The 13,428-nt window shown below is 58.8% G+C and carries 13 protein-coding genes and 1 pseudogene; 4 read left to right on the top strand and 10 right to left on the bottom strand.

Annotated elements, in window-relative coordinates; translation table 11 throughout:
• Positions 1 to 22: 22 nt before the first annotated feature.
• From pncC to CSK29544_RS22635, 5 genes and pseudogenes are all read right to left on the bottom strand, one after another.
• On the bottom strand, positions 23 to 520 hold the full coding sequence (pncC, locus tag CSK29544_RS08975; protein WP_004387896.1) for a nicotinamide-nucleotide amidase: 498 nt from the start codon (positions 518 to 520) through the stop codon (positions 23 to 25).
• Positions 521 to 660: 140 nt separating this feature from the next.
• A complete protein-coding gene (gene mltB, locus CSK29544_RS08970) occupies positions 661 to 1,743 on the bottom strand; it encodes a lytic murein transglycosylase B (RefSeq protein ID WP_004387895.1) in 1,083 nt (360 codons plus the stop codon).
• A 115-nt stretch (positions 1,744 to 1,858) separates the two neighbouring features.
• The gene (locus CSK29544_RS08965; RefSeq protein ID WP_029039218.1) at positions 1,859 to 2,581 is read right to left on the bottom strand and encodes an amino acid ABC transporter ATP-binding protein; all 723 of its coding nucleotides are present in this window, start codon (positions 2,579 to 2,581) and stop codon (positions 1,859 to 1,861) included.
• The gene (locus CSK29544_RS08960; protein WP_007894587.1) at positions 2,568 to 3,284 is read right to left on the bottom strand and encodes an amino acid ABC transporter permease; all 717 of its coding nucleotides are present in this window, start codon (positions 3,282 to 3,284) and stop codon (positions 2,568 to 2,570) included. The genes CSK29544_RS08965 and CSK29544_RS08960 overlap by 14 nt, the downstream gene beginning before the upstream one ends.
• Positions 3,285 to 3,291: 7 nt before the next feature.
• Positions 3,292 to 3,573 (bottom strand): annotated as a pseudogene (locus tag CSK29544_RS22635) (transporter substrate-binding domain-containing protein); the annotation flags it as partial.
• A 172-nt stretch (positions 3,574 to 3,745) separates the two neighbouring features.
• On the opposite strand from CSK29544_RS22635, the gene CSK29544_RS08955 reads away from it, so the two are divergent.
• The gene (locus tag CSK29544_RS08955) at positions 3,746 to 3,958 is read left to right on the top strand and encodes a KTSC domain-containing protein (protein WP_007870378.1); all 213 of its coding nucleotides are present in this window, start codon (positions 3,746 to 3,748) and stop codon (positions 3,956 to 3,958) included.
• 68 nt (positions 3,959 to 4,026) lie between these two features.
• Here CSK29544_RS08955 and tcp read toward each other — a convergent pair whose 3' ends face one another.
• Positions 4,027 to 5,694, bottom strand: coding sequence for a methyl-accepting chemotaxis citrate transducer (tcp, locus tag CSK29544_RS08950; RefSeq protein WP_007894584.1), 1,668 nt, complete (start codon positions 5,692 to 5,694; stop codon positions 4,027 to 4,029).
• A 207-nt stretch (positions 5,695 to 5,901) separates the two neighbouring features.
• On the opposite strand from tcp, the gene CSK29544_RS08945 reads away from it, so the two are divergent.
• Both CSK29544_RS08945 and mutS read left to right on the top strand, forming a co-directional pair.
• Positions 5,902 to 6,606 carry a GNAT family N-acetyltransferase gene (locus tag CSK29544_RS08945; protein WP_007894580.1) on the top strand — a complete coding sequence of 235 codons (705 nt, stop codon included), beginning with the start codon at positions 5,902 to 5,904 and terminating at the stop codon, positions 6,604 to 6,606.
• Positions 6,607 to 6,856: 250 nt separating this feature from the next.
• Positions 6,857 to 9,418 carry a DNA mismatch repair protein MutS gene (gene mutS, locus CSK29544_RS08940; RefSeq protein ID WP_004387888.1) on the top strand — a complete coding sequence of 854 codons (2,562 nt, stop codon included), beginning with the start codon at positions 6,857 to 6,859 and terminating at the stop codon, positions 9,416 to 9,418.
• Between the two features lie 239 nt (positions 9,419 to 9,657).
• Here the strand turns inward: mutS and CSK29544_RS08935 are convergent, their stop codons facing one another.
• The 3 genes from CSK29544_RS08935 to CSK29544_RS08925 are packed head-to-tail and all read right to left on the bottom strand — an operon-like array spanning position 9,658 to position 11,941.
• On the bottom strand, positions 9,658 to 9,894 hold the full coding sequence (locus tag CSK29544_RS08935) for a non-oxidative hydroxyarylic acid decarboxylases subunit D (protein WP_007894575.1): 237 nt from the start codon (positions 9,892 to 9,894) through the stop codon (positions 9,658 to 9,660).
• Between the two features lie 9 nt (positions 9,895 to 9,903).
• Positions 9,904 to 11,334, bottom strand: a complete 1,431-nt coding sequence (locus CSK29544_RS08930) for a non-oxidative hydroxyarylic acid decarboxylases subunit C (RefSeq protein ID WP_007894573.1) — start codon at positions 11,332 to 11,334, stop codon at positions 9,904 to 9,906.
• The gene (locus CSK29544_RS08925) at positions 11,324 to 11,941 is read right to left on the bottom strand and encodes a non-oxidative hydroxyarylic acid decarboxylases subunit B (RefSeq protein WP_071601516.1); all 618 of its coding nucleotides are present in this window, start codon (positions 11,939 to 11,941) and stop codon (positions 11,324 to 11,326) included. Before CSK29544_RS08925 ends, CSK29544_RS08930 begins: the two co-directional genes overlap by 11 nt.
• Before the next feature lie 171 nt (positions 11,942 to 12,112).
• On the opposite strand from CSK29544_RS08925, the gene CSK29544_RS08920 reads away from it, so the two are divergent.
• Complete coding sequence (locus tag CSK29544_RS08920) at positions 12,113 to 12,523, top strand: MarR family winged helix-turn-helix transcriptional regulator (RefSeq protein ID WP_007870392.1); 411 nt, start codon at positions 12,113 to 12,115, stop codon at positions 12,521 to 12,523.
• Between the two features lie 2 nt (positions 12,524 to 12,525).
• Here CSK29544_RS08920 and CSK29544_RS08915 read toward each other — a convergent pair whose 3' ends face one another.
• Complete coding sequence (locus tag CSK29544_RS08915) at positions 12,526 to 13,428, bottom strand: LysR family transcriptional regulator (RefSeq protein ID WP_029039221.1); 903 nt, start codon at positions 13,426 to 13,428, stop codon at positions 12,526 to 12,528.

Here is a 13,428-nt window from a genome sequence, read left to right as displayed (position 1 = left end):
TATACTGTATGAGCATACAGTATCAAGTCTTTTGTATAAAATGTTGCCACAAGGTTTGCAGCGCAAACGCGGTCGCCTGGCGGCGTACGGAATCCCGATTACCATCAAAGCGTTGCACGTGTGCCTCCACCCTTCCCTGGTTGTCGGCAAAACCAAACCAGACGGTGCCGACGGGCTTGTCAGGGCTGCCGCCATCGGGCCCGGCAATACCGCTCACAGAAACAGCATAAGAGGCCGCTGCGGCATTCAGCGCGCCCTGCGCCATTTGCCTGACAACCGGCTCGCTGACCGCGCCGTGCGCCGCGAGCGTAGCGCCATCCACGCCGATAAGTTGTTCTTTAGCCTCATTACTGTAGGTCACGAAGCCGCGTTCAAACCAGGCGGAACTACCGGCGATATCGGTAATGACTTTCGCCACCCAGCCGCCGGTGCAGGATTCCGCCGTCGTCACGGTCGCGCCCTGCGCCTTCAGCGCAGCGCCAAGCTGCTGACTTAACTGCATTAATTCGTTATCTGTCATGACGGCTCCGATTGTAAACGTAACCCCAGGCATCCCACAGCGATTTTTAAGCGTTGCAGGCAGTTACATCGGGTTTTACGAGGCGAATTCAAGGTTTGAGGTCGTGTTTATTTCCCCGCCTGTACAGACGGGGAAACGTCTTATTGTACCCGGGCGAGCGCCACCGCCTGGCCGAGCTGCCAGACCGCCATCGCATAGTGCGTACTATGGTTATAGCGCGTAATGGCGTAGAAGTTAGGCAGGCCGTACCAGTACTGATAGCCGCTGCCGATATCAAGACGCAGGAGGCTTGCTTCGGTGTGATCGCCAAGCGGCTGCTGCGGCGTTAAACCCGCCGCCGCCAGCTGGCCGACGCTGTATTTGGTTTTAAAGCCATTCTCAAGCTGCGGTGCCTGACCGTTGGCGGGCACGGCCACCAGATCGCCCTTCACCCAACCGTGCTGCTGGAAGTAGTGCGCGACGCTGCCGATAGCGTCTTCCGGGTCCCACAGGTTGATATGCCCGTCGCCGTTAAAGTCGACCGCGTACTCTTTATAAGAGGACGGCATAAACTGGCCGTAGCCCATCGCGCCCGCAAACGAGCCTTTCAGCGCCAGCGGATCGTCGCCTTCATCGCGCGACATCAGCAGGAAAGTTTCAAGCTCACCGGCAAAATAGTCAGCGCGGCGCGGGTAGTTAAAGGCGAGCGTCGCCAGCGCGTCGATAATACGGGTTTTGCCCATCACGCGGCCCCAGCGCGTCTCCACGCCGATGATCCCGACGACGATTTCCGGCGGCACGCCGTAAACCTGCCAGGCGCGGTTAAGCGCATCCTGATACTGGTTCCAGAACGCCACACCGTTTTGCACGTTGTCCGGCGTAATGAATTTATTGCGATAGCGCAACCAGGCGCCGTTCGGCCCCGGCGCAGGCTGGGTGGTCGGCGCCTGGCGGTCCATCAGACGCAGCACGTAATCGAGCCTTTTGGTCTGTGAAAACACTTCCTGGAGCTGCTGGCGGTTAAACCCGTGCTTGCTGACCATCATGTTGATGAAATTTTCCGCCGCCGGGTTGCCGGTGAAATCGCCGGTTGGCAGCAACATATCGTGCTGCGGCTGGAGCAGGAAGCCGCCCTGGCTTGCGCCTGCGGTCTGGGTGGTTGCAGATTGAGACTTCGGCTTGCTGCTGCAGGCGGCAAGCGCCATCATCAGCGGCAACAGGGCGACATAGCGACGCTTTAACATGAGATATCCATATGGCTGTTCAGAACGAATGGCAGTAATGGTAGATCATCCTGGGCCAGCCGAGGAAGCGCGGGCATGAGGCGCAGGCGGTAAATTTTTCCGCCTGCGCCCGCCATCAGAGAACTTTGCTGAGAAAAGCCGCGGTGCGCGGGTTTTGCGGGGCGGTAAAAAGCTGTGCGGGCGGGCCTTCTTCCTGAATCACGCCGCTGTCGATAAAAATCACCCGGTCGGCGACTTCACGCGCAAATCCCATTTCGTGGGTGACGATAACCATTGTCATGCCCTCTTCGGCAAGATTTTTCATTACCGCCAACACTTCGCCCACCAGCTCCGGATCCAGCGCGGAGGTCGGTTCATCAAACAGCATAACCGACGGGTTCATCGCCAGCGCACGGGCAATCGCCACACGCTGCTGCTGGCCACCGGAGAGGCTCGAAGGCCACGCGTCGCGCTTATCGCTAAGCCCGACTTTGGCGAGCAGCCCTTCGGCGAGCGTCACCGCCTGCGCGCGTTTCATGCCCTTCACGCTCATCGGGGCCATAATAAGATTTTCCAGCACCGTCATATGCGGGAACAAATTAAAGCGCTGGAACACCATCCCGACGCCTGCGCGCAGCTGGTTTATATCGGCGTTGCGGTCATGCACCGCAAAACCGTTCACGACAATTTCGCCCTCTTCTGCCGTCTCCAGCGCGTTCAGGCAGCGTAAAAAGGTGCTTTTCCCGGAGCCGGAAGGGCCAATCACGCAGACCACTTCTTCCGGCTTGATGTCGCAGTGAATACCGCGCAGAACGTGGCTTGCGCCGAAATGCTTATGCAGATTTTTAACGTGAATCACTTTTGCCAAACCTCTTTTCCAGCCGCGCCACCAGTTGCGATAGCAGGAAGGTAATCACCCAGTAGACCAGTGAAATGGTCAGGTAGGGCTCCCAGTATGTGGCGTAAGCGCCGGAGACGGTACGCGCCGCGTAAGCCAGATCCGCAAGACCGATGGCAGACGCGAGCGACGAATCTTTCACAATGGCGATCGCATTGTTGCCAAGCGGCGGCAGGATGCGGCGAAACGCCTGCGGCAGAATGACTTTGCGCATGGTTTTCCACCACGGCATGCCGAGCGCGCGCGACGCTTCCATCTGCCCGCGATCGATAGACTGAATACCCGCACGGAAAATTTCGGAAACATACGCGCCCGCGTTAAGGGTGATCGCCACGATACAGGAGAGAAACGCGCCGTAATCGGAGCGCAGCATACGGGCGAATTCGCTGCTCATCAGCCCGCTCTCCACCAGCCAGCCGTCGCGCGGGTTAATAAAGAGCGGCACCAGCGCGAAGTGCACCACCATTATCTGTACAAACAGCGGCGTGCCGCGAAACGCGCTGACATAAAAGCGCACCGGGAACTGCACCAGGTAGCGCAGCACATATTTCCACGGCCCGTGCTCCGCGTGCGCCATGCGCCCCAGCCCGAGCGTTAAGCCCCACAGCGTGCCGAGGATCACGCAAATTATGGTGCATTTGATGGTCATCCAGGCGCCCTGCATAAACAGCGGTGATGGTAATGCCGGAGATGATAATGTCGCGATCGCCTGAACCGAGCGTTGCGAAAATCCCTTCCCACGGCGTGTTCACCAGCTTCACGTTGAAGTTTTCGGCTTTGGCGATGGCTTTAATGATGTCGATATCGAAGCCTTCCAGCTGTTTCTGGCTGTTTTCGAATTCAAACGGACGATAGGTGCCGCCCGCGCCGACAACATAGGTTTCCTGCGCTGCCAGCGCGCTGCCCGCGAGGGCTGCCATTAATAAACCGGCCTTGAGTAAAGATTTCACCATGATCGCAACCCTCATTTTTATGCACTCAATGTGAATAAAAATACATAGATTAGTCAAGCCGCGCAACAAGAATATATTCTTCGCCGCTCCACCCGCCCCGCCAGTTCTGGTAGTCAAGCGCAGCGGGTGAAATGCCGATAACGCTCAGTGGTTTTCAAATCAAGGGGCTGAAATGAAACGACATCCTGTCCAGTCGAGAACGTTTAAAAGCGCAGGCTACGATCCAACCTGTTCGATTATGGAAATTGAGTACGCCAATGGGCGCGTGGAGCAGTTTCTCGGCGTACCGGCGAAAACCTGGCAAACGTTTCTGATGAGCAACGAGAAAGAGAGCTGGTTCAACAGCAATGTCAAAAGCAGCTTTTTCAAAGTGTCCGTCAGCTGAAGCGATAAACAGAAGGCATAAAAAAAGCGTGGCTCGCCACGCTTTTTTATTTCGCTAACAGACAGAGATCAGAACGTTTCCCAGTTATCGCTGCCCGCAGGCGCTGCCAGCGCGGGTTTTACCGGCTCGACGCGGGCAAGCGGCGCGGCACCGGTACGTGCTGATGCACTGACGACGCCGCGGGAGACCTTAAAGGCTGCCACGGCCTGGCGCAGCTGCTCTGCCTGATCTTCCAGCGCAGCGGCGGCTGCCGCGGATTCCTGCACCAGCGCGGCGTTCTGCTGCGTAACGCTGTCCATCTGCGACACCGCAAGGCTCACCTGCTCAATACCGCGGCTCTGCTCATCGGACGCCGAGGCGATTTCGCCCATAATATCGGTCACGCGGGTGACCGCCTGCACGATCTCTTTCATAGTATCGCCCGCTTCCTGTACCTGGCCGGAGCCGGTATCGACGCGGTTTACTGAATTTTCGATAAGCGCTTTGATCTCTTTCGCCGCGTTGGCGCTACGGCTGGCAAGCGTGCGCACTTCACCCGCCACCACCGCGAAGCCGCGGCCCTGCTCTCCGGCGCGCGCCGCTTCTACCGCGGCGTTAAGCGCGAGAATGTTGGTCTGGAAGGCGATGCTGTCGATAACGCTTGTGATGTGCGCAATCTGCTGCGAACTTTCGGCGATGGACTTCATGGTCTGCACCACGTTCTCCACCACGCGCCCGCCTTTATCTGCGGTCTCCGAGGCGTTTTTCGCCAGTTGCGACGCCTGACGCGCGTTATCGCTGTTCTGTTTCACTGTCGCGGTCAACTGCTCCATGCTGGCGGCGGTCTCTTCCAGCGACGCGGCCTGCTGCTCGGTGCGCGCGGAGAGATCGTTGCTGCCTGCGGAGATTTCCCCCGCGCCGGTGTAAATGGATTCCGTGCTGTCGCGTACCGCCGTGACGGTGCCCGCCAGCGCCTGTTGCATCGCCAGAAGCGACGCGGCAAGCTGCCCCATCTCGTTACGCCCTTCTACCGCGATCTGGCGCGTTAAATCGCCGCCAGCAATGGCGCGGATATGCTCCATCGCTTCACGCAATGGCCCCAGCAGCAGATGACGTAAGCCCTGCCAGATAGTGGCGATGGCCAGTACGACAATCACTGCGATAACGCCAAGCGTCCAGAGCATGCCCGTAAAGCTCTGCTGGTTCTCCTCGGCGGCGGCCTGCAGCAGCGTGGTGTTCTGCGCGCGCCACGTGGTGTAGATCTCCTCCATCTCGTCCTGCGCTTTCTGGGCGTCGAGATTGCCGTAAGCCTCATAGTTATTCGCGCTAAGATAACCAATGGACGCCTGAAGAGTGTCATGCAGCGCCTGGTATTTTTCAGTTATTTTGCTGGCCGTCGCTTCATCCTGCCCGTTCAGACGCGGCGAGCCTTTGTAGAGTGCGAAATGTTTTTCCGCTTTGCCAAGCGAGGTCGAGGCGGTCGCCAGTAGTTTGTTGATTGCCGCAAGCGACGCCGGATCGCGCTGATTTTTCAGAAAACGGATCGCAACGCGGTTCACCGTCACGCGGGTTTTTACCAGCGTCTGAAAACTGTCGCCAAGCTGCTCCTGCTGAAAATTAAGTAAATTCGCATTCTGAAAATTATTTCTGTCATTATTGACTGCCGAATAAAAAAGGCTGCCGGTGACCATCTGCAACACCGTAAAGGTCAACAGGATAATAATAATCCCGCTAACCACTTTTATATTTTTAATCATCGTTAACTATCCCCTGAACAAGGCGCTCGTGTGAAGCTGTTATCGGAATAGCGCGCACAAACTTTATCCACCCGGCTGAAATATGCGAACGACGCCATAAATTAAAATAAAAAGATAAAAACCTTAGCTTTTTGACCGATAGTCAAAGTATCCCTTTCACCCCGCGAGCGTTCCAGAACGTCCCCTTCCGGGTTTTAAGGAGGCACTATGAAAGAGCTAAACAGCTTCGGTCAGTATGTCGGCCAGCCTGTGGCGGACTGGAAACCGCGTGAGCTGCCACAAAAGAAAATGTTCGCCGGGCATTTTTGTCACCTTGAGCCAGTCAGCGTGCGCCACGCGCTGGCGCTGCACCACGCCTGGCACAGCATTGACGACACCCGCGACTGGACTTACCTCGCCGATGAGCGCCCGCCGGCGCTAACCGCCACGGAATATTATCTGCGTCGTCTGGAGGCCACGCCGGACGCCTGGTATTTCACCGTGCTGGAAAATATTAGCGGCCAGCCCACCGGCACACTCTGCCTGATGAATGTCGATAAAACCCACGGCGTGATTGAAATTGGTAATGTGAACTGGTCGCCTTCCATGAAAAGAACCCATTACGGTACGGAGGCCATCTGTTTATTACTGGCGTATGTTTTCGAAGAATTAAAATACCGGCGCTGCGAATGGAAAACCGATGAGCTGAATACGCCTGCCATTCAGGCTGCTCAGCGTCTCGGCTTTATTTATGAAGGGACATTCCGGGAATGTCAGGTGCGAAAAGGCCGCAACAGTAATGTGAACTGGTATTCGATTGTCGAAGCCGAGTGGCCGCACCACGCCAAAGCGCTGCGCGCCTGGCTGCGCCCGGAAAACTTTAATGAGCGCGGTCGGCAGATTAAACATCTGGACGAGTTTAAGGACAAATAAAGGCGTGACCAGATGTAAAATCGCGAACGATTGCGGCGCGGTTTTTTATCAGTAAAAAAGAGGAGCCCTGCCCACGCGCGGTTCCTCGGCGCGCATTTTTGCGACCCGGCTTCAGGGTGTCGCGCATTGCCGCACGCCACCAGTTTCCCTGCTCCCGAGACTTGGTTATCATACCCTTCTGCGTGATAACCCACGATAACTACAAATATCACATCCTTTTGAAATCCAACGAAATGGACATCTCCACTCCATGAGCACAAGCGAAACCTTCGACGCCCACACGCCCATGATGCAGCAGTATCTGAAGCTCAAGGCGCAGCACCCTGACATTCTGCTGTTTTATCGCATGGGCGATTTTTACGAACTCTTTTATGACGATGCGAAACGCGCGTCGCAACTGCTGGATATTTCGCTGACCAAACGCGGCGCTTCGGCGGGCGAGCCGATCCCGATGGCGGGCGTGCCGCACCACGCCGTGGAAAACTATCTGGCGAAGCTGGTTAACCTTGGCGAGTCGGTGGCGATTTGCGAGCAGATTGGCGACCCGGCCACATCGAAAGGCCCGGTGGAACGCAAAGTGGTGCGCATCGTCACGCCCGGCACCATCAGCGATGAAGCGCTGTTGCAGGAGCGTCAGGATAATCTCCTGGCCGCCATCTGGCAGGATAGCAAAGGCTTTGGTTACGCAACGCTGGATATCAGCTCCGGGCGTTTTCGCGTAAGCGAGCCGCAGGACCGCGAGACCATGGCGGCGGAATTACAGCGCACCAACCCGGCGGAATTGCTGTATGCGGAAGATTTCGCCGAGATGTCGCTGATTGAAGGCCGACGCGGCCTGCGCCGTCGCCCGCTCTGGGAGTTTGAACTCGATACCGCGCGCCAGCAGCTTAATCTGCAATTCGGCACGCGCGATCTGGTGGGCTTTGGGGTTGAGAACGCGCCGCGCGGGCTGTGCGCCGCCGGGTGTCTGTTGCAATACGTGAAAGACACGCAGCGCACCAGCCTGCCGCATATCCGCTCGATCACCATGGAGCGCCAGCAGGACGGCATCATTATGGACGCCGCCACGCGCCGTAATCTGGAGATCACCCAGAATCTGGCGGGCGGGGTGGAAAATACGCTGGCCTCCGTACTCGACTGCACCGTCACGCCGATGGGCAGCCGCATGTTAAAACGCTGGCTGCATATGCCGGTGCGCGATACGAGCGTGTTGCGCCACCGTCAGCAGGCCATCGCGGCGCTAATGGAATACAGCACAGAGATCCAGCCGGTGCTGCGCCAGGTGGGCGATCTGGAGCGTATTCTGGCGCGCCTGGCGCTGCGTACCGCCCGCCCGCGCGATCTGGCGCGCATGCGTCACGCCTTCCAGCAGTTGCCGATGCTCAATACGCTGCTTGCCGATATTGACGCTGAGTATGTACAGACGCTGCGCGAACAGATGGGCGATTTCGCTGAGCTGAGAGATTTGCTGGAGCGCGCGATTATTGAAGCGCCGCCGGTGCTGGTGCGCGACGGCGGCGTGATTGCGCCTGGCTACCATGAAGAGCTTGATGAATGGCGGGCGCTGGCCGACGGCGCGACCGATTATCTCGACCGCCTGGAGATCCGCGAGCGCGAGAAGCTCGGCATCGACACGCTCAAGGTAGGGTTCAACGCCGTGCACGGCTACTTTATTCAGGTGAGCCGCGGGCAGAGCCATATGGTGCCGATTCACTATGTACGCCGCCAGACGCTGAAAAACGCCGAGCGCTATATCATCCCTGAGCTCAAAGAGTATGAAGACAAAGTTCTGACCTCCAAAGGCAAAGCGCTGGCGCTGGAAAAACAGCTTTATGACGAGCTGTTCGATCTGCTGCTGCCGCACCTGGCGGAACTGCAAAAAAGCGCCGCGGCGCTTGCTGAGCTCGACGTGCTGACAAACCTTGCCGAGCGCGCCGACACGCTGAACTACCACTGCCCGACGCTGACCGACAAGCCCGGCATTCGCCTGGTGGAAGGCCGTCACCCGGTGGTGGAGCGCGTACTGAACGAGCCGTTTATCGCCAACCCGCTGTCGCTCAGCCCGCAGCGCCGGATGCTGATTATCACCGGCCCGAACATGGGCGGTAAGAGCACTTATATGCGCCAGACGGCGCTGATTGTGCTGATGGCGTATATCGGCAGCTTCGTGCCCGCCGAACAGGCGGAAATCGGCCCGATCGATCGCATTTTTACCCGCGTGGGCGCCGCCGACGATCTGGCTTCCGGGCGTTCGACCTTTATGGTTGAGATGACCGAAACCGCCAATATCCTGCATAACGCCACCGAGCACAGTCTGGTGCTGATGGATGAGATTGGCCGCGGCACATCTACCTATGACGGGCTGTCGCTCGCGTGGGCGTGCGCGGAGAGCCTCGCCAACCGTATTAAAGCGCTGACGCTGTTCGCCACGCACTATTTCGAACTGACCCAGTTGCCGGAGAAGATGGAAGGCGTCGCCAACGTGCATCTGGATGCGATTGAGCATGGCGATACGATAGCGTTTATGCACAGCGTTCAGGACGGCGCCGCGAGCAAGAGTTACGGTCTGGCGGTTGCGGCGCTGGCGGGCGTGCCGAAAGAGGTGATTAAGCGCGCGCGCCAGAAGCTGCGCGAGCTGGAGAGCCTTTCCGGTAACGCAGCGGCAACGCAGGTGGACGGCACGCAGATGTCGCTGCTCGCCGCCGCCGAAGAGACCAGCCCGGCGGTTGAGGCGCTGGAGAATCTCGACCCGGATTCGCTGTCGCCGCGTCAGGCGCTGGAGTGGATCTACCGGCTGAAAAGCCTGGTGTAAGTTTGATGTGGTGGGTGGGTGGTCTGAGGTGGCGGGTGCGCTACGCTTACCCGCCCTACGGGGTGGATGTCGTTGGTGATGGCGGGGCGTGAATGGTGGGTGCGCTTCGCTTACCCACCCTACGTGAATGCCATCATTTTGTCGTGTAGGGCGGGTAAGCGTAGCGCACCCGCCGTTTAAAGTTTCGCACCCGCCGTTTTACGCTTCGCACCCACCGTTCAACTCTCCATCGTGAAAGCTTAACGCTTACCATCCGCCAGCAGCGGCGGCACCGTCGGTACCTCCGGCGCGTTATCGATATCGGCCTGCGTCATCCGGAACGCCTCGGGGTAATGCTCGCGGCTGGTACGACGCAGCGGCTCGGTGTCGCGCCAGGTGTACAGACAATGCTGGCACTGATACACCGTCCAGACGCCTTTCACTGGCGACGTCGCCATAATTTCGATGGTTTCATCGGCACAACGTGGACAAATCATCTCGTCTCCTTATTTTTTACGGTTAGCCAGCATGGCGGTCAGCTTCTCTACCCACTGCGCGGTTTCCGGCAGGTCTTTCACCGGCTGGCTGTAATGCCCGCGGTTATCCGGCGCAACCGGCGTCGTGGCGTCGATAATCAGCTTGTCGGTAATCCCCGCTGGGCTTGAGCCAGGATCAAGCTCCAGCACCGACATATTCGGCAACTGCACCAGATCGCCCGCCGGGTTCACTTTTGACGACAGCGCCCACATCACCTGCGGCAGATCGAACGGATCGACATCCTCATCCACCATAATCACCATCTTCACGTAGCCAAGCCCGTGCGGCGTGGTCATCGCACGCAGGCCCACCGCGCGGGCGAAACCGCCGTAGCGTTTTTTGGTGGAGATAATCGCGAGCAGCCCGTGGGTATACATCGCGTTCACCGCCTGCACTTCCGGGAACTCCGCTTTAAGCTGCTGGTAAAGCGGCACGCAGGTCGCCGGGCCAATCAGGTAGTCGATTTCGGTCCACGGCATGCCGAGATAGAGCGATTCGAAAATCGGTTTGGTGCGATAAGAGACTTTATCGATACGCACCACGGTCATGTTACGCCCGCCGGAGTAGTGACCGGTAAACTCGCCGAACGGCCCTTCTATTTCGCGCTTGCGCCCTTCAATCACCCCTTCGAGGATCACCTCCGACCCCCACGGCACGTCAAAACCGGTGAGCGGCGCGGTGGCGATCGGGTACGGGCTTTCGCGCAGCGCGCCCGCCATTTCATACTCAGACTGATCGTATTTCAGCGGCGTGGCGCCCATCAGCGTGATGATCGGATCGTTGCCAAGCGTAATCGCAACCGGCAAATCCTCGCCACGCTCTTCGGCCTTATGCAGATGCAGCGCGATATCATGCATCGGCACCGGTTGCAGCCCGAGCTTACGCTTGCCTTTCACTTCCATCCGGTAGATACCGACGTTCTGCTTGCCGAAGTGTTCGGGATCGAGCGGATCGCGCGAGACCACACACGCTTTATCGAGGTAGAACCCGCCATCGCCGTCGTTTAAGCGAAACAGCGGCAGAATGTCGAACAGGTTAATGTCATCACCGTCGACGCTGTTTTCCGCCCACGGCGGATTATCGCGGCGTTCCGGCGCGACCGGGAAGGTATCCCAGCGGCGAATAAATTCTTCTATCTGCTGCTTTACCGGTGTGGCAGGCGGCAGACCGAGCGAGATCGCGTGGTTCGGCCATGAACCAATGGTGTTCATCGCCACCCGCGCGTCAGTAAAGCCGCGGATATTGTCAAACCAGAGCGCGGGCGCGCCTTCGCCGATGCGTCCGGTCGCGTTGGCGGCCGCCGCGATATCCGGCTCCGCCTGCACCTCTTCGCTGATCCTTAGCAGTTGCCCCTGCTCTTCAAGCGCCTGCAAAAAGCTGCGCAGATCGTCAAACGCCATGCGTGTTTCCTCCTCGTGATGAATGGGTGTCGGCTGTTTTCGCAGGATTTAGCCCCTGCCAGCGGCGGGCGTTGCGGGCATCGAGCCCGAAATGATCGAGTACGCGGGCGACGATATGGTTGATGATGTCGTCGATCGTCGCGGGATGGTTGTACCAGGCGGGCATGGGCGGCACGATGGCCACGCCCATCTTCGAGAGCGCCAGCAGGTTTTCCAGATGAATGGTGCTAAGCGGTGTTTCGCGTGGCACCAGCACCAGTTTTCGGTTCTCTTTCAGCACCACATCAGCGGCGCGGCCCACCAGCCCGTCGGCGTAGCCCGCGCGGATGCCCGCCAGGGTTTTCATGCTGCACGGAATAATCACCATGCCGTCGGTACGAAACGATCCTGAGGAGATCGTCGCGGCCTGATCTGCCGGGCTGTGCACCACATCCGCCAGCCCCGCGACATCCTGCCAGGAGAACGGCGTTTCCAGTTCAATCGTGGTTTTCGCCCACTTTGACATCACCAGATGGGTTTCCACCTCGGGCATCGCTTTCAGCGCCTGCAACAGCGCGACCCCAAGCGGCGCGCCGGTTGCGCCCGTCATTCCGACAATTAGCCTCATGTGTTACCTCAATTATTGTTCGTGTACGAACATATAAATTAAAAGTACGCCCGGCAGGGGAATCTGGCAAGATCGTTCGTGTACAGTCACACTTTTTGCTAAAAAGCGCCGCGTTAGCTTTCCGCATCGCAGCGGTTATGATGGTGAGAAGATCCTGATCCCGGAGAGTGTATGGCCGTAAAACAACAAGCCTTTCATCTGTTACGCCAGCTTTTTCAGCAGCATACGGCGCAGTGGCAGCTGGCGCTGCCTGAGCTGACCAAGCCGCAATACGCGGTGCTGCGATCGATAGCCGAAAACCCCGGCATCGAACAGGTGGCGCTGACCGAGGCCGCCGTCAGCACCAAAGCGACGCTTGCCGAAATGCTGAGCCGGATGGAGAGCCGCGGGCTGGTGCGCCGTGAAAGCGCGCCGGAGGATAAGCGCCGCCGGTTTATTTACCTCACACCAGAAGGCGAGGCGCTTTTGCACGCCAGTATTCCGAAGGGCGACGCCGTGGATGAGGCGTTTTTAGGCAAGCTGAACGCCGAAGAGCGGGCGCTGTTCGCAGCACTCATCACGCGGATGATAGACAAACCGTAACGCTATTTGCCAGTTGCCTGCGCTTCGCGGGCGCGCAGAAAATCGATAAACCCCCGCACTTTGCCGGAAACGTGGCGCGCGTCGGGATAGACCGCATAAACACCCTGCGCCGGAAAGCGATACGCAGGGAGCAGCCGCACCAGGCTTCCCTCTTCCAGCGCGGTTTTAACCAGCCACGCGGGCAGCAGCGCCACGCCGCAGCCCTCCAGCGCGAACGTCATCAGCGCGCCTGCGCCGTCGGCCGCAATCACGGGCGGGCGCGTAATCTCAAACCACAGCGTCTCGTTATGCGGGCCGGTGAGTTCCCAGCGCAGTGGCGACGCCAGCCGGGTATGCACCAGCCAGTCCGCGTCGCCGAGCGCCCCGGGCGTTGAGATCGGGTGGCGCTCAAGCCACGCCGGTGATGCGACAGGGAAAATATCGAAACGGGAAATCAGCGCCGCACGGTAGGCGGAATCCTGCAACGTGCCGAGCCGGATAGCGACATCCACCCGCTCTGAGATTAAATCGGCGTGCTGCGACGACGAAAAATGGCGAATGCGCAGCGCCGGATGCGCGCGGCTGAAGGCGGCGAGCGCCGGGCCGACCACGTGCGTTGCATATTCCGGCGTGGTGGTCACACGCAGCTCGCCGCTGAACCCATCATGGCTTGCCTGAACATCGTCCAGCAACGCATCAGCATCTTTCAGCAATACCAGGCTGCGCTGGTATAACCGCTCGCCCGCGTCGGTCAGCGTCAGGCGGCGCGTCGAGCGCAGCAGCAGTGTCACGCCGAGTTCGCTTTCAAGCTGGCGGATATTAAAGCTGACTACGGCTTTGGTCTGCCCGAGCGCCGCTGCGGCACCGGTAAAACTTTTCGCGTCCACGACGGCGACAAACATGGCCAGCCGCGATAAATTCAGCAT

Origin of the sequence: Cronobacter sakazakii (assembly GCF_000982825.1) — a bacterium.
Lineage (GTDB): Bacteria > Pseudomonadota > Gammaproteobacteria > Enterobacterales > Enterobacteriaceae > Cronobacter > Cronobacter sakazakii.
This window is presented reverse-complemented; position numbering and strand designations above follow the sequence as displayed.

Bases quoted from the DNA above. Each gene is read 5' to 3' on its own strand.
- pncC (WP_004387896.1), bottom strand. From the start codon at position 520: ATGACAGATAACGAATTAATGCAGTTAAGTCAGCAGCTTGGCGCTGCG.
- mltB (WP_004387895.1), bottom strand. From the start codon at position 1,743: ATGTTAAAGCGTCGCTATGTCGCCCTGTTGCCGCTGATGATGGCGCTT.
- CSK29544_RS08960 (WP_007894587.1), bottom strand. From the start codon at position 3,284: ATGCAGGGCGCCTGGATGACCATCAAATGCACCATAATTTGCGTGATC.
- CSK29544_RS08955 (WP_007870378.1), top strand. From the start codon at position 3,746: ATGAAACGACATCCTGTCCAGTCGAGAACGTTTAAAAGCGCAGGCTAC.
- tcp (WP_007894584.1), bottom strand. From the start codon at position 5,694: ATGATTAAAAATATAAAAGTGGTTAGCGGGATTATTATTATCCTGTTG.
- CSK29544_RS08945 (WP_007894580.1), top strand. From the start codon at position 5,902: ATGAAAGAGCTAAACAGCTTCGGTCAGTATGTCGGCCAGCCTGTGGCG.
- mutS (WP_004387888.1), top strand. From the start codon at position 6,857: ATGAGCACAAGCGAAACCTTCGACGCCCACACGCCCATGATGCAGCAG.
- CSK29544_RS08935 (WP_007894575.1), bottom strand. From the start codon at position 9,894: ATGATTTGTCCACGTTGTGCCGATGAAACCATCGAAATTATGGCGACG.
- CSK29544_RS08930 (WP_007894573.1), bottom strand. From the start codon at position 11,334: ATGGCGTTTGACGATCTGCGCAGCTTTTTGCAGGCGCTTGAAGAGCAG.
- CSK29544_RS08925 (WP_071601516.1), bottom strand. From the start codon at position 11,941: ATGAGGCTAATTGTCGGAATGACGGGCGCAACCGGCGCGCCGCTTGGG.
- CSK29544_RS08920 (WP_007870392.1), top strand. From the start codon at position 12,113: ATGGCCGTAAAACAACAAGCCTTTCATCTGTTACGCCAGCTTTTTCAG.
- CSK29544_RS08915 (WP_029039221.1), bottom strand. From the start codon at position 13,428: ATGCTGAATTTATCGCGGCTGGCCATGTTTGTCGCCGTCGTGGACGCG.